This window comes from Azoarcus sp. Soil_N_20, from assembly GCF_057656155.1.
This window is the reverse complement of the sequence record NZ_JBDGKX010000004.1, coordinates 84,250-106,733: the sequence shown is the minus strand read 5'-3', so window position 1 is coordinate 106,733 and position 22,484 is coordinate 84,250. Positions and strand designations below refer to the sequence as shown.

Here is a 22,484-nt window from a genome sequence, read left to right as displayed (position 1 = left end):
AAGGGCCGAAGAACACCTCTTTTCGAAGGACTTCGGCATCGTCGATCCACAGAGTGTCTCAGAGAGATCTATCCTTTGCGGTAAGAAAAAGAAGCGACAAGGTAATAAAAGTTCTTCGTCTAGAATCCTTGTGCGTTGATATATTCACTGGCTGAAGAACAGGAGAGACATATGCCGGCAGTCTTTGTTCACGTATCCGATATCCATTTCGGCCAGGAAAAGGATGATCGGGTGCACATCCATGCTGATGTAAAACAGCAGTTGATCGCCGATGCTAAGGAAGTTGTCTCAAATATTGCTGGCGGGGTCGCCCATGGCATCTTAGTCACCGGAGACATCGCCCAGTCGGGAAAGTGGGCGGAATATGAGGACGCCGGCAAATGGCTGGACGAACTGGCGGCGAGTACTGGCGTGAAAATCCACCGTGTTCAGATGGTGCCAGGCAATCATGATCTCGACCGATCCAAGCTATCGTTCGCCGGGAGACAGATCCTAGACCACATTCGTGCAGGTGGCACCAAGGAATACGAGGATATTCTGAACAACCCGACAGATCGGGCTGCGCTCTTTGCACGGTTCGAGGACTATGGACGCTTCAGCTTCGGCTACAACTGTCCCCTCAACAACGAGGGCGCATTTGCGTCCGAGATGGAGGTAAGCCTCGCGCCCGGGCGAGCGATCCGCTTCATCAGGTTCAATTCCTCCCTCCTTTGTCATGGGGATGAGCGCGATGAGCACCCGGAACTGGTGATAGGTGCACGCCAGTTCACCATCCCACGCACAAACGGGGTAGAGAATATTGTCCTCGTTCACCATCCTTTGAACTGGTACAAGGACCAGGATCAGGTGCGGAATTACATCCGCAGTCGGGCGCGGGTTTTCATCTCGGGACATGAACACGACCCAAAGGTGTCTGTTGAAAATGTCGAGACTGGCTGCGACGTGATGATGCTTGCCGCCGGCGCTACCGTCCCCTTTAAGTCCGACGACGTCTACACCTTCACCTACAACATAATAGAATTCGACTGGGATGAAGAAATCGATGGATTGTCGGTGACGATGCACCCTCGGGCATGGAATGCGCAGCGCACTTGCTTCGAGGCCGATGACAAGCGTTTGGGCGGGAAGTATCCCAACTTCCGGTTGGCGTCTCCTTTTTTTTGCAAGGCGGATCGTCCGGAAGTGCCTACAACGACTCACTCTGCAGATGCTTCGCTTGCTGAAGGGATCGCATGTTCCGTGGAGCCGACTATCGAGATGGTCCCGATGGAGTCCTTGGAAGAGGAGCCGCAGTCCATGGCACCAAACGAAGAAGGTTATGAGACCGCTCGGCTCCGGTTCTTCCGCGACTTGCTCGAGGGGGAGCGCCTGCGCATCCTCGTCGAGCTGGACGCGCTTCCGGAAAAGTTCGATGAGCGGATGTCGCAGGGTCTGGAACGCAGGTTGTTGGACATGCTTGTCCGGGATGGAAAGCTGGGTGAGGTCGAGAAGATGATTGATCAGTTAATTGGCGAACGGAAGGACGGGGCACGGTAATGGACAAAATTGCGGTTCACATGCGGATTTCCGGCGTCACCGTAAGCGACGACGATGTGAATTCCCGGCGCACGGCGGCGACCAGCCTCGCAAACAGTTGGGGGAAGGAGAAAACCGTTTCGAAAATCGTCTCCAAGTCTGCGGATGTCGCTGAGGCTCTCGGAGGTGATGGTAACCCCTCGGCTTCGTTGGGAACTGAAATCCAAGGTGCCATCCAGAAGAAGTCGTCCTCCTTCCTGTATGAGGAGCGTCCACTAGAAATCAGCGTATGCGCTGGTATGGCGATGGTTTCCATCTTAGCTGCCACCCCGGGCAACATAGGCTGGACCATCCACGACGTCTATGCGACCGCTCTATGGTCCGCCCTTGCTTATCAACCGGTCCTGGAGGCCGAACGACGTGAGAATCTCCGTCGGGAAGTTCTCGCCGCGGCTGAGAACTGGGTCGTGACGGCCGCCGAAAAGTCGAGGCAGAGGACGGATGTCCCTGACCCTTCCAACCTCGAGGTCACGATCGACGAGAGCAAGGCAGCGAAGAACAATTTCACGGAAGCGGTGGCTGGCACGGTAGAGGCGCTGCGTCGAAATGCCGCTCTCGACCGCGAGGAACTGGATTTCCTTTGGTGGGCGCAGCTCGGTCGTAGTCGGATACTCAAAAGACAGCTATGCGCGGTCGCCGAACCGACACGGATCGTTGCTTCCGGCATCGAAGGGGCAAGAATGCTTCGCCGCCTTCCCTGCGAGGTGCATCGCGAGATCGTCCTCCGGACACTGGACCAGGATCCGGAACTCGATCTGACGGAAATGCTTGCGGCCGTCGGTGACGATCGTGCTGAACTCGGTGCGGCGTTCATAGAGGGCTGTGTCCCCGCCCATCCCGCCGTTTTTCCTCTCCTCCACGCGTTAGCCACTGGTGAAGTGGGCGGATTGGGCTCAGCCGTGAAACGGCGTGTTTCGGAGTGGGGCGAGCGGGCTCTACTGGAAGCCGGGTTTGCCAAGATGATGTCTCAGGGCCTGGGCAAGCTATGAGCCGATCATGCAGATTCGATGGATGCACTGTCGGCGAGACGGGGATCTGCGCGCTCGAGCGCGACCCGTCAACCTGCAGCAACCGTATTACCAATCAGGCAGTCGGCGCGACCTCGGCCGATGCCCAAGGTGATGACGAGATATCATCACAGCCCGGTGACCGGCTGGGCGAACCTGTGCTTGATCAGCCCGCGCGCGCCAGCCCGCTTCCTTCCAGCCAGACGCTCGGGCTGGAAGATCTGAATGCCATGATGGGCACCAGATATGTCAACGTGGTCGGCATCCTCGGTGATCCAGAGTCCGGCAAAACGGCGTGTCTGGCAAGCCTGTACCTGCTCGTCTCGCATGCGATGCTGGAGGGCTGGTCCTTCGCGAACAGCAGGAGCTTGGCGGCTTTCGAGGAGATCGCTCGCGGTGCTCGCGATTGGAATAACGGCGAGGCCCCGGAGCAAATGACGGTCCACACCGAGTTGGCGGACGATCATGGCCCGGGCTTCCTGCACCTCCGACTCGTCAGGCTTTCGGACGGACGACGCGTCGACTTGGCGCTTCCCGACGTGCCGGGGGAATGGACGCAGGCGCTCGTAAATACAGATCGATCGGATCGGTTGGACTTCATGAAGTCGGCTGAGAGCATCTGGATCGTGCTCGATGGCCGTACGCTCGCCGACATCGAGAAGCGTCACGGACTTATAGCCCGGGTGGGGCAGCTCGCAGGGCGCCTGAACACCTTGCTAGACGGCCGTGCGCCACGATTGATGATCGTGGTAACTCATCGAGATGTGCATGTCCTCGACGACAACGTGGCAAACCGCTTGCAGACGGAGCTCGTCCGGCGCGGCGCGAAGGCCCAGATATTGGGCGTGGCACCATTCTCCGACCATCCGGACAACGTGCCGCCGGGATTTGGCATAACCGAACTGATCGACCTGACTGTCGGGAAGTCGACCCAGCGACCGACCTTTTGGCGGTCGACCGAACCGAGCGAGGACGATCGCGCCTATCTGAGTCACAGGAGGGACCGATGAGCCGATCGATCGTACTCCTTGGCGGTCCTGACTCCGGAAAGACCAACTACATCGGCCCTCTATGGCGAGCGCTTGATGGTAAGAATGGGGCCTTGCATGCTGCGAAGCAGCCTGAAGATATCAAATTCGTGCTCGAGATCACCGACCACATTTTCGCCGGAGGGTTCGCACCCCGCTCCCAGCACAGCGAGGCTCGTCGCGACTTCGAGGTCATCGTCGCCGCTACAGAGGACGGGCCGCGTGCCAGGATCGTCGTGCCTGACATCTCGGGTGAGCTTTGGCGCAACGCAGTCATCGACGGCGAGATCGACCCAGACTGGATGAGCGAACTGAGGAGGGCCGATGGCGCGCTGCTTTTTGTGAGGGTTGGCTCAGACCAGGATGTCCGGCCCCTCGACTGGGTGACGTCACGCCGCATGCTAGAGAAGCTCGGTGGCGAGGATGATCAGGGCCTTCCCACACAGGTAATGCTATGCGAGCTGATCCGCTTCCTTGAGGCTTTGCTCGCCAACCGTGGGGATGGCGAACGCCCGCGGTTGTCCGTTGTCGTCACCGCATGGGATCTGGTTGATTCCGGAATGTTTCAGCAGGGCCCCTTGGCTTATCTTCAGCGTGAATACCCACTTCTCGCAGGCAGACTCACTGACTTGGAGGATCTCAATGTCCGGATATTCGGTCTCAGCAGTGTCGGCGGCGACCTGAAGCACGACCCAGTCTATCGAAAAGCCTTTCTAGAGGCGGGGCCGGACGGTCATGGATGGGTCGCAGTAGGCGACGGAAATGGTTGGAGAAGGGATCCCGATATCACCCTTCCCATCGCCTGGGCGGTAGGCCTCTGAAACTGTGATTACTGCGGAAATCCAGATCCACGGCTATCGCAAGGGGCACCAGCTGCTGGCGTCGTCTGCCGTTTTGTCCAAGGACGACCAGGTGATTGTGGATCGCCTTTCCGACGTGGCCGGCCCCCTACGCCCCAAGGAGCAGTTTGCGCCCTATCTGTCGGCCTATCCGCTGCCGAGCAGAACCTACTACGTTATCGCCAGAACATGGCAGGACCTTACCGTTTCTCGGGCAGGCTGTGTCCGAACAAAGAGCGTGCTGATCGATGCGCAAGCGTGGGCCCTCAAGCCACCGCTCATACACATCCTCCGCCTGCTCGGTTCGGCCCAGCCGCCGACCGAGGCGGATGCGGTTCACATCGAACTGGAGGAACAGCTTGAGGAGCCACTTCCTCCCGCTCCCAATTTCAGCGCGAGCGAACTGCTTGAGGCGCTTTTTCTCGAGGATGCGAAGCCGGTTGTGGTGTTTGACGCACCTGATCCCGAGCTGATCGCCTTGCGCCTACTCACCGCGCTGTGGCCGGACATCCGGCGGCGGTTCGCGCTTTCGACATTCGCCCTGTCGCCCCGGAAAATAGGAGGTCGCGACCTTGACCTCGTCTTCGCGCCGTTGAATGCCAAGGCCAAGTTTTCCGACTGGCCTGGGCGTCGTGTGGACGGTCGCTCGTCGCAGATTGATCGGCATAGGTGGACTGCGGCGATCGTGCGCCGCGTCTTCGAGGAGCCTGTGCCGAAGCTGCTGTCCGATCGCGAAATAGACCTCCTTGGTGACCGTGATGTGGACAGCCCGGCAGCCCTGCGCATAGCGCTGTTGTGGGACGAGCTGCTCGACAAGCTGGACCGGACGCCCACCGCCGCTTTGGGCCTGTTGGACATTGCCAATTCGGGGATGGTCAGCAATGCAGCGGCTGTGAGGTCGCTGGAACCTCGGCTGGCCGAGGCCGCTCGTAGGGCTGCGGGTAGTCTGTCCCCCAATGATGCCTGGGACTTCGTCGGCGCGATTGCACGGAAGATGCAAGGGCACGACATGCCGGCCGGCAGGATGGCGGTCCAGGAGATCGCGGCGCAGCTCGCCGAGCGTGCGCCCGATGGCGCGGTCAGCCTGTTGCGACAGCCCGACCCCAAGGGCGCAATCGACGACTTGCTCTACAGCATCGCAATGGGTCTCGGAAACGGAGCGTCGCCGCAAGTCGAACAGGTGCTTGTCGAGGCGCCAGCGGACATCATCGCGCGCCTTATTTCGCAGGGCGGCGCACTGACGAGTCGGGTCGCCAAGGATGATGTGCTCATAGAGAGGATGGGAGCCGTTCTAGCCGACGTCGACCGAGAGCTCGCGGACAGGGCTGGCATGATGCTGCTCCCCCTCTTGGTCGAGGATCGGCAGCTTTCCGCCGCCATGCCCATTTTCGGCCGGCTCGAGCCACAAGGGATCGCTGCGGAACTGCGCTGGCTCGGGGACGCCAACGACTTCCAGGCCAAGCGGCTTACCGCCGTGCTCATCGATCGGGCGCGCGAGGTTGGGGGACTGCCAGCCGTTCGCGATGCCTTGATTTCGTCGGACGCCTCGGCGCGAAGGGACGCGCTGCTCGCCAGGACAGTCGACCCTGTCGGGGCGGACGTGCTTTGGCTTTTTGACGAGAAGCGCCTGTCCGAAACGACGACCGCTGCATTGCTCGTAGGTTTGCTGCGGCGTGCCGACGATAAGCAATTCGCGGCACTGCTCTCCGACCGGGCGATCGGAGAGTGCTTGGTTGCGCGCCTTCCGGACGACGCCGTCGACATGCAGGCGCGGGCGGTGTTGCTGGACAGCCTCCCCATGAACGCGTACATCTGCGTCATCCAGTCCGTGATCCCGAAGGTCGACGATGCCCGGAAGTTCGAGATCGCTGGGGGCGTGATGGGAAGGTGCCTGCGCAATCGGTTCGACGGTGACGAAACCGCGGTTCTGTCCATGCTACTCGGCATTCTCGGTGCGCGACTTGATGGCGGATGGGCCGCCAAGGCGGGGTTGGAGCGCGGTATCGACGCCGAGGTCGCGAGCCGGAACCTTGTTGTCTTCGAGAAGGCGCCCTCGGCCGCCCGCAAGCGTATCGTTGGGGCTGTCGACGAAATTGCCCGTGCTTTGCAGGGGCGACAGGTCATCGATCTAGCTGAAGCGGCCAACGACGCCTGCGCAAGTCTCATGTTCGATGCGGAAAAGAGATCGCGCACGGCTTTGGTCGATGCAGCCGGCTGGCTCATGCCATCGCTGCTTCGTGCCCGTCACCAGCCTGTCTCGCTCATGATTGCGGCCTTATTTCCTATAATCTATCGGGAATTGGCGAAGGCCGACGACGTGCCCGACCTCCTGAAGTTCGTCCCCTTCTTCGATTGGGACCGCTGCAAAACCGCGCGTCGTGAGCTCGTCGAGGCATTCATGTCGTCCTCATGGAACGTTGGTGATTTGGCTCTGACCGCATGTCGATGCGACGACGTCGCCCGAATCCTCAAGCGGGTTGCCAAGTCATACGGCGGCCAGGAATATCTGGCGCGGATCGAGAATGATCTTGGCCGCCTTAACGATGATGGTCGGCGTGTGGTCAAGCGCACGATTGCCGAAATCCGGTCAGACAGATCCAATAAGTTTGACTGGTGAATAGTCTTACTGTGTCAGTAAAAACAATGAATTATGAGCGCCTCTTCGTCCTATTTCGGAGAAACGCTGAGTGCAAGCCTGCAGTTTGAGGAGTACATGGGGTATTTGGCGGCGGGCCTGGGGCACGTGGACCGCAAGGTGGGGCAGCACGACTATTGTCGTGGCCTGATGTTGCCGATCCAGCGCAAGAGCGTTGAGCCGCTGGCAGCGTATACCGATCCACTGCACGTGTCGGCCAAGCACCAGTCGCTGCACCACTTCGTGACGCAGTCCGAGTGGCCGGATGCCGCCGTGATGGCGCGTATCCGCGACTGGGTGTTACCTCACCTGGGTCTGGACGCTGGCTGTTACTGGATCATCGATGACACGGGCTTTCCAAAGAAGGGCAAGCATTCGGTCGGTGTGGCGCGGCAATACTGCTATCAGTTGGGCAAGCACGACAACTGCCAAGTGACGGTCAGTTTGTCCCTGGCAAGCGCTCACGGCGGCCTTCCTATCGCCTACCGACTCTATTTGCCCAAGGATTGGGCGGATAATCCCATCCGCCGGCGTAAGGCCGGGGTGGCGGCCAACGTCACTTTTGCGACCAAGCCGGAAATCGCCTTGGCGCAGATGCGTCGGCCGTGGCCTGTGTCGTGCCCATGGGGGGCGTGCTCGCGGACGCCGGTTATGGTTCCGGTCCAGGAGACCGCGGTCGGCGATGAAATGCAATGCTTCGGCCACCTTGTCCCCCAACGGGATGAATGCGGCTTTGGGGAGTGCTTTGACGTCCTCTCCGAAGTACGTCAGTAGGTGTTCACGCAGCAAGGGATTCGCCTCCGGCGCAGCTCCGATCGCATCCACTCCGCCGCCGTGTGCATGTCCTGCCGCAGCTCGACCAGTTCCGCTGGCGTTAGCAGACGCGGGGAAAGGTTACGGTCCGTCACTCGTACAAGCCCGACACACGGATTTCGACGTGCCAGCCAGCAGCAGCGGCCATGCTGACCAAGTCCTCCAGATCGAACCCGCTGAACCGGCCGCGCAGAAGTTCGGAGACTCGCGGTTGCGTTATACGAAACAATCTGGCTGCTTGGTCCAGACTCAAGCCGGTCCGCTTGATGTGACCGCTCAGCTTCGTCATGAGGGCCGCGCGAAGCTTCATGATTTCCGCTTCCTCGTGAGTGTCGGCAATCGCATCCCACACGCTGCTGTATGTCTCGATCGCGTTCATAGGCCATCTGTCACGAAAATAAAGGGAAGCACACTGGCCGGCCGGGCATGGAACTCCAGGAATCAAGACGCACGCGGGGCCCCCAAAAACCGGCCAGATTCGCCCGGCCTCCAGCCATGTTGCACTCGAGGATCGGGCCACGCTGAAAGGGATACACCATCATCGCGCTGTCCTCCCTCACCGTGTCCAGCACCTCGCCCATCATGGCGCAGTCGGCGGGTTCAGCAGCTAACACTTCGATCGCGTTCATAGGCCATCTGTCACGACGAGAATCGCGTGGCGCACGGGCCCGTCGAGCGTGGAGCACCGAAAGTCAAGACAGAGGCCGGACACTCAATCCGGCCACCTTTGCACGGATATCAGCCATGTCGCGCTCGGAGATCGGGCCACACTGGAAGTAATACACCATCATCGTGTTCACCTCCATCACCGTGTCCAGCAGCTCGTTGATCGTGGTACGGTCGGCCCACGTAAGGGGTTCGGGATCATCGAGCACGGCCAGCATGTCGTTCAGCACGATGGAGTAGTTGAGCATGCGATCGCGGATCATCATTGCATTCATGGTGTGACTCCTTTTTGCATCAAGGGTAAGCCGGTTAGTCATCGCTGCGCGCCCTGTGCCGGTCGCCGGCACCGGCCTGGAGCTGGGCCTTATTGACGAAGGCTGCAACCTCGTCATCTGCACTTCGTTGGCTGGGAGCAGCCGACAAACTATTGCCGTCAAATGCGAGGGCTGAGTCCTGCTCCTGTGCCATTCCCGCCCTGATTGTCGCGGCAATTTGACCGCCCACGGTCTGGCTTGCGCGCTCCTGGAACTCGTTCGCGAGCTGCACAGCCTTACCCCTGGCAAGCGAGCCGGCCCCCTTTGCCAGCTCGCTGACAACGCCCACAGCCGATGCCGCCGCTCGTGTCACGCCGCTGGGACTCTGCCTGCTCTGCTGCCCCAGCTGATGATTGCCCGCCTTGGCCTGGTCGGCCTTTCCCTTGGTGCCCTCGCTTTCTGCCTTGCCGCCCTTCAAGCTGCCCGAGCTGGACGCACTGAAACCGGACGACCCGCCACCCGACGAGGAACCGCCGGAGAATCCGGCCGCCTGGGCAAATGCCGAGTTACCAGTACGAGCCTTGTCGTCGCTGCTGGACGTGCCGCTCAGCGAACCGAGACTGGGCATAGAACTGCTCGCGCCACTCTCCATGCTCCCCTGAGCTTTCTGGAATGCCGCCTTGATGGCCGATGCTCCCCCTGCGACGTTCTGTGCACCTCCCATCACCGCGGCGCCAGCCATGCCGGCAGCCGTTGCTGCCATACCGGCCGCGCCCATCGCAGCGCCCACTACGGCACCCGCACCAAAGTTACCGATGCCACCAGCTGCCCCCACGCCCCCACCGGTGATGATGCCGGCCACCAGCGGCGGAATCCGGGCGACGAGCAGTAGCAGCGCCACGCAAAAGACCAGCATCACCCCCAGTTCTTCAAAGTTGAGCGCGCCCTTGCTCATCTTTCCGTAGAAGCTCGACAGCAGATCGGTTCCGATGCCGACCAGTAGAACCATGGCAAAGAGCTGTACAGCCACGCCCAGTACTGTTTTGTAGTAGTTGATCGCCATGTCCGATGTCCATCGCGACCCACCGAAGCCGAGGAAGAAGATCCCCGCGTACATCAAGATCCAGGCCGACACCAACAGCAAGAGCATATTGACCGCGATGACAGCGAGCATGGTGAGGATCCCAGCGCTCAAGGCCACGCCAACAAAGCTATCGATTGGACTCCATGCCGACAGGTTGGTGATGGCCTGTTTCCAGATCATGAAGCCCACATCGACGATTCCAGACGGCGTAATCGAGGATACGCCCGAAGCGTGTTCGCCCAGCCGCTGCAAAGATTGAATGATTGATGACGCGAAAGTCGGCCCGTTCCTGAGCAACCAAAGGAAGAAACCAAAGAACAGAATGAACCGGACAAACTCGGCGAAGAAATCGCCAATGTCGGCCTTGCGCAGAATCATCATCCCGCCTGTCCACGCCAGGGAAATCGTGCCCAACGTCCAGAACAACCAAGTCGCCGCGTTCATCACCACCGTCTGCCAAGCGGACGCCCGCGTAGCGAACTCCGTGACCACATGGTCCAGCATGCCTTGATTGGTGAGTTGAGCGGCCGCGCCGGCCGAGTAGAGCATCAGGCAAACGCAGATCAGCGCCACTTTGTTCATCAGCTTCATGTCATCACCTTTTTGGGTCGATCAGTTCGAGCCAGTTCGTCGGCTTCTCCGTCGGCGCGATGCCGACAGGTCGTTGTGAACACTGTCCGGCAAACTGCTCGCGCATCGCCTTGTCCTCGATATTCTTGATGTTCTCGATCAGGCAGTTCACGTCATTCGCTTCCGGCATGGCTTTCGTGACCGGCTTGCTGTCGCAGCCGGCAACCAGAGCCATCACGAGAGCGGCCAGCATCCGTATGTTCGTCTTGTTCATGGGGCTGCCGCCGTTAGCGGGTCAACTCGAGCCAGTTCTTCGGCGTACTCGTCGTCTCGATCCGCCCCTCAGTCGATGCCAGATGTGCCGCGTGCTGCTTGGACTCCAGATCGGCTTCGGCCTGCATGCGGGTGGCAACCGCGTTCTGTTGGGCAATCAACAGGGCGCGAATCTGCAAGAGCTGATTGGCTTGCTGGCTTGCGAGCTGATTGGCATAGCCGAGGGCCTGCATCTGGCCGCTGGCGCCTTGGGCACTCGACTGCAGTTGCTCCAGCGTTCGGGCGTCAGCCTTGAGGGCCTCCTGTTGCTTGTCGAGGCCGCGGAAAAGCGCGTCATTGGCCTTCTTTTGCGACTCGGAGGCCAGGTGCCGGTTCTCGCTCATTGCCGCCCATTCGGCTGCCGTGCATCCCGCGCTTGAAAAGCACGGCGAGCCCCGGTAGTAGGCGACGTCCTGGAACTTGCCCAGGTAGACATCGACGCTGCCGAGTCGCGTCTTGTAGTAGTTCAGAGTATCGACAGCGCTCAGCAGGTCGTTAATTGTGGATTGCGCCCGATCCCAGATATAGGCGGCCGGCGCCACCGTGTTCTGCAGTTGGTTTTCGTACTGCTGCAACTGAGTCGAGTACTGCTCGATCTGTTTGAGCGTTTGGGCAACGCTCTCGATGGCCGTCATGATGGTTTGCGAGAGGTTGGCGCCGTCAATTACGGGAATCCCGGCATGCGACCGCATCGTGAACGGGCCCGCGACGAGAGCCAGCACGAGGGCAAAGCTCGCGGCTGCTTTTGTCTTTCGCATCTCAACCTCCTTTTCGATTTTAGCGGCTAAAAAACTAGTTCCTGGCTCTGGGGCGAACGACGTCGTTCATAACCTGCCCCATCTTGTCCTGGGTGGCTTCGATCCTGGAAAGGACTGCGCGGATCGTTGCCTCACCGAATTGCGCAGTGCGCGGGTCGTTGGTCAGCCAAAGCTTCAAGAGCCCCCCAAGCCGGCCGAGGTCACCATTCATCCGGGCCAACTCACGAACCTGTGCGTAATCCACTATCCCCTGCACTCGGTAACCTTGGCCGACCTCGCGCAAGAAGCGGGCGGCGCTCATGCCGGCGGCCTTGGCATTCGCCTCGATCTGCACTTTCTCTTCGGGCAGGCAGTACACCTTGATCGGCGTGCTGTGCTTGCGCGTCGGGGCTTTGTCACTCATGGCGCCCTCTTGCGCGGCGGTAGCCGCCGGCCCCGCAGAGCAGGATGTCCGTTGAGCGCCCCCGGCGCGAATAAGGATCAGTGAAGAAGGGCCGTCCGCTTGCGGGTGGGCCTACTTCACCCATCCTGCCCGCACTTCGGAGGCCACTTTCACGCGGTCCCAGCGGCAAATCCTTCACTGTAAATGCGCAATCGAAGTGCAATAGCGCTCCAGCATGGCGGTAGTGACTGGAAAGGGCCGTAATCAGCGCCGTTGGAGCGTTCCAGCAGCGCATCAGCAGCGCGCCGGACACACGGTTGCAGCGATGCAGTGCGCCCATCAGTACAAGTCCTCTTTGTTCGGCGTCGGGTTGAAGGTGAAGCCGCCCAGCCTCGGGGGACTGCTCAGCCTCGACACGGTGTGTGCCTGCACAATGGACTCGTCACCGCCCTTACCCTGAGCCGCCGGCTTCACCTTTGCTGATTTCGTGGTTCGGTCGATCGGGGCATTGGTGATGTGCCGGCGGACGTGCCGAAGGAAGGTCTCGTACCGGTATGACACGCGGCCGGTTTCGTGCATGTGCTCCCAAATGGTCTTGAGTGCATACCCGGCAGCGATGGCTTCTTTCACGTCCTCGCGCACGACCAGGAACGCCGCCAAGGTTTCCTTGCGCCGAGGTTTGGTAGCCTGGCACTGCCCCGCAGCCCACTTGGCTAGATCGTCGAGGAAGGTGCTCATTCGGCAAGCCCCTTCTGGAGCAGTTCGCCGGCCAGCAGCTCAGCTACTGTCTCGGCCGGGAAATGTACGCGGCGGCCAACGTAGACCTTGCGGCTATTCAGCTCGATGGCCCACGCCTCAGAACGCATCGACAAGGCGGCACGAAGGCCACCAGGCTTGCGCTTCAACACCTCGGCCAGCTCTTCGAGCGTCAGCGTTGGTCCGTACTTCTGCAGCAAATAGCTGAGCGTCGCACTCACTTCGGTTTCACCCCTACATCGTATAAATGGCGCTTACTGAGGTGAATTTTTCGCTGGGCTCATGCAAAATGCCATGTAATTTATATTGAATTTATTACTAGGACAGAATGCCCTAGAAGCCATGAAAACGACCGCCACCGTGAAACGCCAAAGGGATATCGCCCGCAGCATTGCGCTGTTGCACTTGCTACGTCAGCGCGTGGGCGAAACGTCGATCCATGGTTTTGCCGACAAGTACGACGCACTGGCATCTCCCGCGAACCTAACTCAGGACCAGGGCGGCAACGGATGGTCAGCCATATTCAATGGACAGCGGCCTCTTTCCGATCGCCGTCGCAGGTCGCTCTCGGCGGTACCCGTTTGGTCTGATGCAGAAGAGCTCTACCAGGACGGCCCTGCTGCTCTGTGGCAGGCGATGTGGGGTGACACCGCCGCCCTGATTGCCTGCATTCGTAGCCACCCCAAGTGCACGCCACGAATGGCGCTTCATGCAGCCGAGAAGACAGTAGAGGCCGTGTTCTTGTACGGGGGGCCAGAAGACTTGTCCGATCTTGCACGTGCCGTCGCTCTATATCGACTGCGTAGCGAAACCGGGCCACAGGCGCGAATCGACGGTTATGGCATGAACTTGACCGGCTGCGCCTGGCGCTGCGTGAAGATGTGCTTGGATGAAGACTCAATCCTGCGCAGCCTCGACGCACTCGGAGTGCGCCTAGCCGTTGTGGAAGAACTAACCAAGCTCGAGCAACGGCGAATAACGGCGAACCCGCGTGCAGCTGTTTTCGACTGACGGAAGTGAGGAGAATTTTAGCCGCTAAAACTGCGCCCTAGTGACTTATGGGGGGCGGCCCCACGCAACGGATCACCACCGGAAACGAAGCTGTCGGTCACGGGCTGCGACTTGCGAGCCAACCACGGACTACCGGTTATCGGCCAGAGCCGACCTTGAGCCTGCGGCCTGCGTCGGTCGGCATTGCTTCGTTTATCTGCCATACAGGGGCCAATCGATCTGAACGGCAGTTTCCCTACTTGGCGAATGCGAACTCTCGACTCTTTGCGGACCTTCGCTTGGATGGGAGCAACTGTTCAAGGTTGGACGTGACCGGCGGACCGTAGGCGGGCTATGCTAACCGATAGGACGTCTGTCCGAGTTGCCTGGCATCATTCGCCCACCTCACATGCTCGTCACACGCGGGCCACTTCTGAACTTGATGTCTGATGTGACCATGTCTTGCGCCAAGATGAAATCTCCGTGGGAAGAGAATACATATCTCTCGGCTTGCCAGATCTGCAGAGAGTTAAAGTTCTGAACGTTTTCGGCAGCGTATTTCAGAGGATTCCCCGTCTCTATGGAGTCAACCAAAGCGTCCGAATACCCTGTTGGTGTAGTCTTTCGAAGCGCCTCCACTCTCTCCAGGACTGGTGCCGTCAGGCTGGTACACCACATCGCGAGCGCTCTCGTGGGAGTTAATGGAAGGTAGATCTCGATGCCAGGTACAGATAGCCCCAAATTGCCGTGGTGCGGACGGCCTATCATGTTCTGGCGCGTCAACGGGTTGTCGCTGATTAGGAAGGGGTGCCTCGAGTCTGTTGCCGCCAGCACCCAGTGTTTCGAAAGGAAGTGCTCGGAGAACATGTCCGGCGCTCCCAGCATAAATTGCCCACATTCAGCTTTGACTTCGTTTTCAGTTAGATCCTGAATCAATTGCTCAGCTTGTGAGCCTGCCGCCACCTTATCGCCGCGCTTCTCTAGTTCCGTGCGCAATATCCGAGGGAAGGAAAGCCACTGCTCTCGGAAGTTCCGAGTGCGTGACATTTGAACAGAACAAAAAACGGCCAAGTGCGTGCGGTCCTCTTCATCGAGAACTCCCAAGGAGTCTGCCTCGAGAAGCTTCTTCATCACGTGCTTCGCGGTCGACTCGATCTTGGTCAGAACCGGCTCGAGGGTGACGGCTTCACCCTTAACTTCGAAGTCGTAAAAGCGGCTTTCGCTCGCTACATTTTTTGCGTTTGTGAAAAAGGTACGGCCGCTCGACTTGTCGAAGACCCATAGCTGATCCTTCTTGCCCCGACCGAAGTTCTTGAGTAGAAACTGCGGAACATAGTGCTGCACCTTCGCGATAGTCATGTGTGCGTGCTTATAGGTCTTCTTGGGAGATAGGAAGCTGTTTTGCGTCATGCCTCAGTCCCGAACGGAAAAGACCTTGAGAGTACTCAGACATCAAGTCTTTACTGATGAATGCCGGGAGAAAGCGCCGCACTAGACGATCAGCGTGCTGACCTCCTGCGCGGATGCCTGCTTTCATTGCACCACCTTGACGGCCGCTCATGACTGCCTGCTGACGTTTGGCTTTTATGGCTGGCCGCGGGGACCCATAACAGACACACCTGCTCGAATTCCGCAGATTGCTGAGGAAGCTAGCAAGGCATCGGATGACTCAATAATGATCCCGTCCATCAGGCCCATGCCAACTGGTTTGTGCTAACAAGAGACGTGTGTTCGTCGCGAACACTCATGGAATGTGCTTCTTGATGTGAGCATCGACGGCACCTTCTATGCGGACAAGTATCGGATCAAACCTGTCGAAATTGATCTTGGCGATATTTGGCCGCACTACCTTTGTAGCAAAGACCGCCTTGCCGTACTCATCATTCTCATCAAACTCTTTTTCGTTCGGATTGAACGATTTTCCGCCGACTTTCGTCTTGAGCAGCGCTGGCTCAAAAAAAGTTTCGATTGAGCTCGTATCGCCGGGCTTAGCAATCGGCGTGAAGACGACATAAACATTGGCGGCAAGATGATAAAAATCCTCCATACCATTCACCGGTGTTTTTCTGTCGCCGAACTCCTTAATAAGGCTAAAAAAGACCTTGCCGCCTGAGTCGTTGTCGAGCAACACGATCAGTGGCTTTTGGCTCGCAGGTGCTGGAGTTTTTTTGACGGACCTAATGTAATCGGTGATGAAGGACTTAACCGCAGAAGCTCCGCCAGACAGATCCAGGATTCGTTGCGAAGTGTACGAATAATTGAAGAACCGAACTTTGTATTCGGCCCTGCCCGCCGCATTCATTGAAACCAAGCTTGGATGCGCAGTAGCAAGGCGTCGAATCGCACCGCGAAGGTACACGCTATCAGTCTTTCCCTCGCAGAGAATAGTCGGTAGCGAACTGGCCCAAAAGTCCCGATGCATAAGGAATCGCTTGTACACCTTGTCTATGGAGGACGGCTTTCCATCGAGTGTTCCCCTAGCCTTCTTGTGGCTTAAATCGATCCAGTCGATGAAGCCGAACATGCCTTGAAGGTGGCGGATGCTGCCATCTACTTTGGTGGGCACCAGCGTTCCTAATGCATCCGGCTTCATCTCTGTAATATGAAATTTTCCCGTTTCTAGCAATTGATGAGTCATTGCCCGAGTCAGCCGCCGGCATTCTGGACGTGTATTAATGCGGCGATTGACAACAAGCCCGGTTACCTCCTGGCGTGAGTCGCAGTACTGCATCCGGGTTTTCTTAGAATTGAGCTTAAAGCCACACTTCTCGATTATTTTGGAGAGAGCCGCACCAGCTGTCCATGAATGATCAATGTTCGACACTGCTATTGGAAAAGGAAAAGTACGCAAATTAGTCGAGAAGGTCAAGTCGTCCGCATAGCGCGAATAGCTGCACCCATGTTTGTACGCAAGCTGAGCTAAGCGAATATCAAGTATCTGGCCTATCAAATTCGAGATCACCGGGGAGCATGGGCTGCCCTGAGGCAGCTTTCCATCATGACAGGCAATTGCTGCAAGGATTTTTGCGACACTCTCTTCAAGGGCAAAGTCCCTGTTCTTTACAAAGAATCCATACACGCGCCCAAAGTTAATGGAGTCGAAGAAGTCCTTTATGTCGACATTGAATACGAAGCGCCTTCCACTGTGAACTGAAGCGTTCGTTAAAATTGATGTACCTCTTCGAAAGCCGTGACTTATTGGCTTTTTTATCTTCTTTTCGGTATTGATCTCATCCCAGCAGCTTTGGAGGCCATCAGACAATCGGCGTTGAAGCAGTTTGAGCTCTGGAAACGGCGCGGAAATATTGCGGACTCCGCCCGACTTCTTTGGCACCGTGAACGTCTCGTACTTGACGGGCATCTTATAAATGACGTACGACAGCGACTTGGTTTTGTACCCAAGAAGGCATGCAACGTCATGGAGCGACTTTGAGCGCTTAAGATTCGTTAGAAAAGACATCGCTCTGGAGGGTGGGGCACATTAGGCACTCTTTAGCACTACCATGGTCAACAACTGAGGACCACTCAATGGATATCAGGAGGCAAAGCCTCTGACTTTATTGTCACATGCCGCGAAACAACGGCAAAAACTCTGCCTAACGGCCCCGCTGCAAGAATAGCACCTAAAGGCGATATTCTGTTTGAGAAGCTCAGTCGTTGACGGGTGCCGTCCTGTTGCTCTCTGATGGAAATGACAACTTCCGCTGCAGTGCCGTCATTCGCGGCCAGGTCGAACGGCGGCAACGGGTCGAAACTAGCACCTCGATTAAATGAAGACCTGTCGTTCGATGTCGCTTCGTGCCGTGGGACGGCTGTCTGCCGCAAAGCCGCCGCTCGATCGGCGCAGGCCGACCGACAGGTCTGGCCGCTGAGTTGTCATTTGCGGCTCAAATGTTCGCACGCCCCAATCGCAATTACCCACGCGCCCCCCACACTCTCACGTCTGGTCCCGCCCGGCGTCAGCCGCATCATGTGACTGCCGGATGCAATTGACACATCACAGGTGAGAGGAGAATTACGACTCACTAATGTCATTCAACCCGCCTCCCGCTGTGACTCACGGGATCAAAGCTGAACACGTGCTCCCGTGGAGCATCGAGGCAGCGCCCGACGGTACGCCTAGGATGATCAGGAGCGCCTTCGGCAAGATGTAGATCCGACCCACACACCGGGCACGCGGCCGTATACCTGACTAGGCGAAGTACTTCGCTCGCGTCTGTACGTCTGCGCTCCAGTTGCGCGGGCAGATCGTCGTCCTTCAGCCATTCGTCGGGCAGAGGGCAGATTCGGTCCATCCGTGCGAAGTAGAGCGGGCGCCACTCATTCCACCAGAACTTCGCGAAGATCGCCAGCAGGATCAGGACGCCGATCTCCCTGGTTTCCAGGGGGCGACTTCGCCAAGCCATATCGAGCAGAATCAGCAGCGCGAATAGAGCGGCCGCCATGCCCGAACTCACGATCCGCCCGCGCAGCAGGTTGTGACGGACAGACCCGACCTTGGCCTCCCCGCCGGCAAAGACCCACTTACGTAGCATGCCATTGAGGCGTATTGGTTGCCGCGGGTCGGGACGATATCGCACCTCTCCGTCGAGAACTGCTTCGTCTGCGGCCGACTCATCGGCATCAGGGTAGTCAAGAGGGCCGATAAGGATGGCGTTGCACGCAGGGTTCCCGCGGCCGCCTCCGGGACCGCGGAATAGTTCAGGTCGCACCGACAATGCCGCCTGCTGCATGGCATTGGCGATCTCGGCGCTGCGCTTCCGCCACCACTTCTTGACGTCCCGCCAGTCAAACGGTTCGACATCCGCGGCGTCGCAGAGCTCCTCGTCGGTGAAGCGACGATACTCATCAGGAAGATGCGTCTTCTTGAGCGATTCCTCCACGAGGGCACGCAGCACGAGCAGGGACTTGGCTCCAGAGGCGTTCTGGTTGAGCCAGTCGCGCAGAACCGTGAGCTCCTTTTCCCCGGCCAACGTGGTTTCCCGGGGTTTCACGTGGTTTGCCACCGAACCGTCTTCCATGCTGGCACCGTGTTCTGAGTGCATGGAGGCGCAAATGTCGGTTGAAGATGGGTTGGCGTTCGGCATGTTGGTTAGCGGTCGCATGGTGGGTGTCAGGGAGGTGCCAAACGGCATCAACTGTGGTTGCGTGTGCCCAAGTTGCCGCGCTCCTCTGGTTGCCCGGCAGGGGAAGATCCGGACTTGGCACTTCTCCCATGCGCCAGGTCATGAAACCTGCAGCACCGGGGCGGAAACCGCTCTGCATCGGATGGCAAAGCAGATCATAGCTGAATGGGATGTACTCGACCTGCCCCTGCATGAGGTCAGAGTCAGCCGCACGGTGTCCGGACGCAATCTCGTTCGGACAAGCATCCTTCCTGCTTGCCGGTTCGAAGTTCGGACGAGCAAAGTGGAACATCCATGGGCGGGCATTACCCCGGACGTGCTACTGGAGGATCACGGTGCGGAGATGCTCGCCGTCGAGGTATGCGTGACTCACCCTGTTGAAGAGAGCAAGCGGGTCCGCGTTGCCGAACTGAACCTGCCGATGATCGAGTACGACCTATCTGTACTCAGCCGCAGGGACTGGGATGTCGCAAGTCTTGAGGCAGTTCTCCGCCCAATGGCTCCCGCTTGGATTCTGCACCCGCTCGAGAGATCTGTTCGCGGGAAGCTAGAAGGTGAGCTCCTCCAGGACGAAGCAGACCTGCTGCGGGAGATCGAAAGCCGAATGGTGAAGACCGTAGTCGATGCTGGTTCGCCTTCGGCCCCCCCACTGCGAACCGATTCGACAGATCGAGCTCGCGAGCTACCAAAGACCTGGACACCGCGGGTGCTCAACTTCGAATGGTACGGCGTGCCGATCGTGATCAACTTGTGGACCACCGCTGCGGTCTGGGTCTGCACGAGTGACTTGGGGAAACAGGCGCGGATGTTAGCGCATTTGGAAGCGGATGCGGCCGGCTGTGGTCTGAATTGCGACGACGTCATTCGAACGCGAGGACATGGAGTCCTAATTGCTTCCGGAGTGGGCTCCAACGGCTGGGCAGAGACTCTGGATGATCGGCTGGCTGGCGTCGTCCCTACAAATCTTCAACCAGAGGAGTACATCGATGAATGACGCAATTTACGAATGGGCAGCGGTGCTGCAGTACTCGAGGGCAACACAGTGGGCGATCGCCATCGGCGTCTCAATCACAACAGGCCTGTGGTTGGCTTCGTGGCTGATCGTGACCGATCTTGTTTCGTCCCCGGGAAATCCGATGGAGCAGATACTCGCCAGTGCGCTTTCAAAGGCCTACTGGGTGCCAGCGCTACTCAGTTTCCTTGCAACCCTTCGAATTGCCTTCGACTGTTTTCGGCGGGATAGGAGGCGTTTGCTCGGCCGGACATGAGTCGATCGAACAGCTTCTTCCCCCTACTTACCTGCCCCCTCATGGCGTTCAACTCGCAGACGTGCCCAACGCTGAAATCGCTCCTGAGTCGCAGCACCGACAGAAAACCCATACGGCAACGCCTCGATTAAAGGAAGATTAAGGAATGATTAGCCGCTTCCACAACAACGTATAAAAGTTTTAATAAACAATATGTTACTGAACATTTTTCTGTGGGTAGTTCCGACTCTATCCCCCTTCGGCTCGGATTCCATCCCCCTTTTTTCGCGGGTTCTATCCCCCCTCGCCCCGACTCTATCCCCCTTTCCTTGCGGGCTCCGTCCCCCCGACTGCCATCGACAGAACGGAGGCATGCGCCGCGCACGATGTGCGCGGCGCAAACGCAAACCGACCCGTTCTAATCATCGTGACCTTGCTCGAATGCCCACCAGGGGCGGAGCCCCAGTCCTCGCACGCAAGTATCTTTCCTGCGCGGCTGAAGGCGAGCGGCTGACTTGAACAAGGCCGTTACGGCCGATATCCCACACAAAAGTCCCCGCAAACCGCTGGCAAGCCGACCTCAGCGCGTCCAGGGCCGGCTCAAGGCTGTCGTCCCGCCATCCGACAATGGCCTTGCGGTGCTCGGCCGCAGACTTGGCGTTTTCCCCGGTCTCGCTACCGCAGAGTTTGTGCAGGGTCTCAACCTTTACCGGAAATGGAGCGGCATGGGTTGAATAGAAACCGTGCAACCACTGCGCAAGCGGGTGACCGCGCAGCTCGTGTCGAATGTTCCAGTCGATCTGCGTCCAGCTGTCCCGATTGAAGATGACCTTCATACGAGGGTTAAGGATGAGGACATATCGGCGACTACTCGCGTCGCGGAAGTACTCATCAATCAACGATCCGCAGAACACGTAAGGGCCTTGCTCGATCTCGACATTTGTCGCCGAAAGCCGGGCAAGGACTTTCCTGAGCCATTCCCTGTCGCTTTTTCCGATGCTATCCCCCCGCACTCCACCTCGACCGATCAGACGCAAGAACCCCTTCTCGGTAAACTCGATGCGGTCTCCGAGCTTGGTTAGTCGGGCAAGATGTAGAACGCCTTCCCAAACGTCGAGATCAGACTGATCGAGTCTGAGCCCGGTATAGACGATTGTGACGCCGTCCATCGAGGCAATACTCTGTCGCTCCATGTAGCGCCGCTTACCTCGCCTCACCGCGCCAAACAGCGCTGAGCGGAGGATGCCGTTCGGCACGCCCCGCATCGCCTCCGGCCAGAGCGGTAGCTGCGACCCGGAGGCAATCGAGCGCTCGGTATTCCGTTGCCGAAACGCCTCAAGCCAGGCCGTCGCGGGTTCCAGCTCGGGCGCAATCGAACGATCTTCAGAAGGCGCACTCATCACGCACCTTCGCGGACGATGGACTCCTGAGTAACGCCGACTCTGGAATGTCGTTGCCTAGCGACCTGCTCGGCCTTCGTCGGCCTACCACGTCGAGGCTGGTGTTGATCGAGGGCGGCGTTTTGGGAATGGAGCTGCGCGCCTTCGACATGCTCCGCCAGCCAGCGGTCAACATCTTCGGTACGCCACAGCAGCCGCTTGGTGCCAGGAAGCCGGCAAATCGGCGGGAGCGACTGGGGATTGCGGGTCGCATCGCTGCGAATACTGGCAACAGATTTATGAAGGCACTGGGCCAGCTCATCGACAGTAAGAAGGGGGCTCATACGCGATCTCCCCCTGCCGAAGTCCGGACACGCCTTTCGTCATCGAGCGAACGCCTGAGGAAGGATGCAAGCGCGCAAGACCTTCCCGGTTGAATCGATAACCCCGCTACCGACGCGACGACGCGCACGGCTCTAGTAAGCGAAACCTTCTTCATTTCGACAACCCTGGTTCGAGTGGCTAGGGTCATCGAGCAACTGCGCCACGTGGCTACTCGGTGATTGACCAGGGCGACACCGAAGCCCGGCCTTGAGGGATTGCTATCACGATGTCGAGGAACTGGCGAGCTCGCAGGACAAGCCGCCGGAGTCATCGATTGGCTGCGGACTGCGCAGCCAATCGGTAAGTGACCAGAGCGACACCGAAGCCCGGCCTTGGGAGTGTGAAGTCACGGTGTCAGAAGAGCTGAAACGCCCGAACCGCATGGGCGACTGGAAGCGTAGCAGCAATCTTGAGCGATGTCATGCGATGTGCGCGTGTGGCAACCAGTGCGCTTGCCACAAATCTGCCACACTCAATTCGCAAAAACCTGCACTACAAAGCAAAACAGCGCATCACACTGCAAGGTGTAATGCGCTGTTTTTACTACTAAATTCTGGTGGACCGAATGAGGATCGAACTCACGACCTCCGCATTGCGAACGCGGCGCTCTCCCAGCTGAGCTATCGGCCCAAAGAGCGCGCATTATATGAGCGCGCCTGGCGAAAGTGAAGCGTCTTGT

The 22,484-nt window shown here is 58.7% G+C and carries 22 protein-coding genes, 1 tRNA gene and 1 pseudogene; 9 read left to right on the top strand and 15 right to left on the bottom strand.

Annotated features, from left to right (window positions below; genetic code table 11):
- Positions 1-171 precede the first annotated feature (171 nt).
- The 6 genes and pseudogenes from AC3A35_RS09985 to AC3A35_RS09960 all read left to right on the top strand — a co-directional run.
- Positions 172-1,536, top strand: a complete 1,365-nt coding sequence (locus AC3A35_RS09985; protein ID WP_487435901.1) for a metallophosphoesterase — start codon at positions 172-174, stop codon at positions 1,534-1,536.
- A complete protein-coding gene (locus AC3A35_RS09980; RefSeq protein ID WP_487435900.1) occupies positions 1,536-2,564 on the top strand; it encodes a GTPase-associated system all-helical protein GASH in 1,029 nt (342 codons plus the stop codon). The genes AC3A35_RS09985 and AC3A35_RS09980 overlap by 1 nt, the downstream gene beginning before the upstream one ends.
- Positions 2,561-3,592, top strand: coding sequence for a TRAFAC clade GTPase domain-containing protein (locus tag AC3A35_RS09975; protein WP_487435899.1), 1,032 nt, complete (start codon positions 2,561-2,563; stop codon positions 3,590-3,592). The genes AC3A35_RS09980 and AC3A35_RS09975 overlap by 4 nt, the downstream gene beginning before the upstream one ends.
- Complete coding sequence (locus AC3A35_RS09970) at positions 3,589-4,431, top strand: TRAFAC clade GTPase domain-containing protein (protein WP_487435898.1); 843 nt, start codon at positions 3,589-3,591, stop codon at positions 4,429-4,431. Before AC3A35_RS09975 ends, AC3A35_RS09970 begins: the two co-directional genes overlap by 4 nt.
- A gap of 4 nt (positions 4,432-4,435) precedes the next feature.
- Positions 4,436-7,066: a GAP1-N1 domain-containing protein gene (locus AC3A35_RS09965; RefSeq protein ID WP_487435897.1), complete on the top strand. Its 2,631-nt coding sequence runs from the start codon at positions 4,436-4,438 to the stop codon at positions 7,064-7,066.
- Positions 7,067-7,132: 66 nt separating this feature from the next.
- Positions 7,133-7,758, top strand: a pseudogene (locus AC3A35_RS09960) (IS701 family transposase); the annotation flags it as partial.
- Positions 7,759-7,988: 230 nt separating this feature from the next.
- Here the strand turns inward: AC3A35_RS09960 and AC3A35_RS09955 are convergent.
- From AC3A35_RS09955 to AC3A35_RS09915, 9 genes are all read right to left on the bottom strand, one after another.
- Entirely contained in the window at positions 7,989-8,276 is a 288-nt protein-coding gene (locus AC3A35_RS09955; protein WP_487435896.1) for a helix-turn-helix domain-containing protein, read from the bottom strand.
- 10 nt (positions 8,277-8,286) lie between these two features.
- Entirely contained in the window at positions 8,287-8,526 is a 240-nt protein-coding gene (locus tag AC3A35_RS09950) for a hypothetical protein (protein WP_487435895.1), read from the bottom strand.
- Positions 8,527-8,589: 63 nt separating this feature from the next.
- The gene (locus AC3A35_RS09945) at positions 8,590-8,838 is read right to left on the bottom strand and encodes a hypothetical protein (RefSeq protein WP_487435894.1); all 249 of its coding nucleotides are present in this window, start codon (positions 8,836-8,838) and stop codon (positions 8,590-8,592) included.
- Positions 8,839-8,872: 34 nt separating this feature from the next.
- Positions 8,873-10,492, bottom strand: a complete 1,620-nt coding sequence (trbL, locus tag AC3A35_RS09940) for a P-type conjugative transfer protein TrbL (RefSeq protein WP_487435893.1) — start codon at positions 10,490-10,492, stop codon at positions 8,873-8,875.
- A 4-nt stretch (positions 10,493-10,496) separates the two neighbouring features.
- Entirely contained in the window at positions 10,497-10,745 is a 249-nt protein-coding gene (gene trbK, locus AC3A35_RS09935) for an entry exclusion lipoprotein TrbK (RefSeq protein WP_487435892.1), read from the bottom strand.
- 13 nt (positions 10,746-10,758) lie between these two features.
- Positions 10,759-11,541 carry a P-type conjugative transfer protein TrbJ gene (gene trbJ / locus AC3A35_RS09930; protein WP_487435891.1) on the bottom strand — a complete coding sequence of 261 codons (783 nt, stop codon included), beginning with the start codon at positions 11,539-11,541 and terminating at the stop codon, positions 10,759-10,761.
- A 34-nt stretch (positions 11,542-11,575) separates the two neighbouring features.
- Entirely contained in the window at positions 11,576-11,944 is a 369-nt protein-coding gene (traJ, locus tag AC3A35_RS09925; protein WP_487435890.1) for a conjugal transfer transcriptional regulator TraJ, read from the bottom strand.
- 318 nt (positions 11,945-12,262) lie between these two features.
- A complete protein-coding gene (locus AC3A35_RS09920) occupies positions 12,263-12,661 on the bottom strand; it encodes a TraK family protein (protein WP_487435889.1) in 399 nt (132 codons plus the stop codon).
- Positions 12,658-12,900, bottom strand: coding sequence for a hypothetical protein (locus AC3A35_RS09915; protein WP_487435888.1), 243 nt, complete (start codon positions 12,898-12,900; stop codon positions 12,658-12,660). The genes AC3A35_RS09920 and AC3A35_RS09915 overlap by 4 nt, the downstream gene beginning before the upstream one ends.
- Before the next feature lie 121 nt (positions 12,901-13,021).
- Here AC3A35_RS09915 and AC3A35_RS09910 point away from each other — a divergent pair, with 121 nt between their 5' ends.
- Positions 13,022-13,690, top strand: coding sequence for a hypothetical protein (locus tag AC3A35_RS09910; protein ID WP_487435887.1), 669 nt, complete (start codon positions 13,022-13,024; stop codon positions 13,688-13,690).
- Positions 13,691-14,074: 384 nt separating this feature from the next.
- On the opposite strand, the gene AC3A35_RS09905 is transcribed toward AC3A35_RS09910, so the two are convergent.
- From AC3A35_RS09905 to AC3A35_RS09895, 3 genes are all read right to left on the bottom strand, one after another.
- Entirely contained in the window at positions 14,075-15,079 is a 1,005-nt protein-coding gene (locus tag AC3A35_RS09905) for a DUF4238 domain-containing protein (protein WP_487435886.1), read from the bottom strand.
- Between the two features lie 334 nt (positions 15,080-15,413).
- Positions 15,414-17,129: a retron Ec67 family RNA-directed DNA polymerase/endonuclease gene (locus AC3A35_RS09900; RefSeq protein ID WP_487435885.1), complete on the bottom strand. Its 1,716-nt coding sequence runs from the start codon at positions 17,127-17,129 to the stop codon at positions 15,414-15,416.
- Positions 17,130-17,700: 571 nt separating this feature from the next.
- Positions 17,701-18,690 (bottom strand): hypothetical protein, encoded by a 990-nt coding sequence (locus AC3A35_RS09895; RefSeq protein WP_487435884.1) that lies wholly within the window; start codon positions 18,688-18,690, stop codon positions 17,701-17,703.
- A 34-nt stretch (positions 18,691-18,724) separates the two neighbouring features.
- Between AC3A35_RS09895 and AC3A35_RS09890 the strand changes: the two genes are divergently transcribed.
- Together AC3A35_RS09890 and AC3A35_RS09885 are read left to right on the top strand one after the other, a co-directional pair.
- Entirely contained in the window at positions 18,725-19,789 is a 1,065-nt protein-coding gene (locus AC3A35_RS09890) for a competence protein CoiA family protein (protein ID WP_487435883.1), read from the top strand.
- Positions 19,782-20,063 (top strand): hypothetical protein, encoded by a 282-nt coding sequence (locus AC3A35_RS09885; RefSeq protein ID WP_487435882.1) that lies wholly within the window; start codon positions 19,782-19,784, stop codon positions 20,061-20,063. Before AC3A35_RS09890 ends, AC3A35_RS09885 begins: the two co-directional genes overlap by 8 nt.
- Before the next feature lie 401 nt (positions 20,064-20,464).
- Here the strand turns inward: AC3A35_RS09885 and trfA are convergent, their stop codons facing one another.
- The 3 genes from trfA to AC3A35_RS09870 all read right to left on the bottom strand — a co-directional run bounded on the left by trfA (position 20,465) and on the right by AC3A35_RS09870 (position 22,435).
- Positions 20,465-21,442, bottom strand: coding sequence for a plasmid replication initiator TrfA (gene trfA, locus AC3A35_RS09880; protein ID WP_487435881.1), 978 nt, complete (start codon positions 21,440-21,442; stop codon positions 20,465-20,467).
- Positions 21,442-21,765 (bottom strand): helix-turn-helix transcriptional regulator, encoded by a 324-nt coding sequence (locus AC3A35_RS09875; protein ID WP_487435880.1) that lies wholly within the window; start codon positions 21,763-21,765, stop codon positions 21,442-21,444. The genes trfA and AC3A35_RS09875 overlap by 1 nt, the downstream gene beginning before the upstream one ends.
- Positions 21,766-22,359: 594 nt before the next feature.
- Positions 22,360-22,435: transfer RNA gene (locus AC3A35_RS09870), tRNA-Ala, on the bottom strand.
- Positions 22,436-22,484 lie beyond the last annotated feature (49 nt).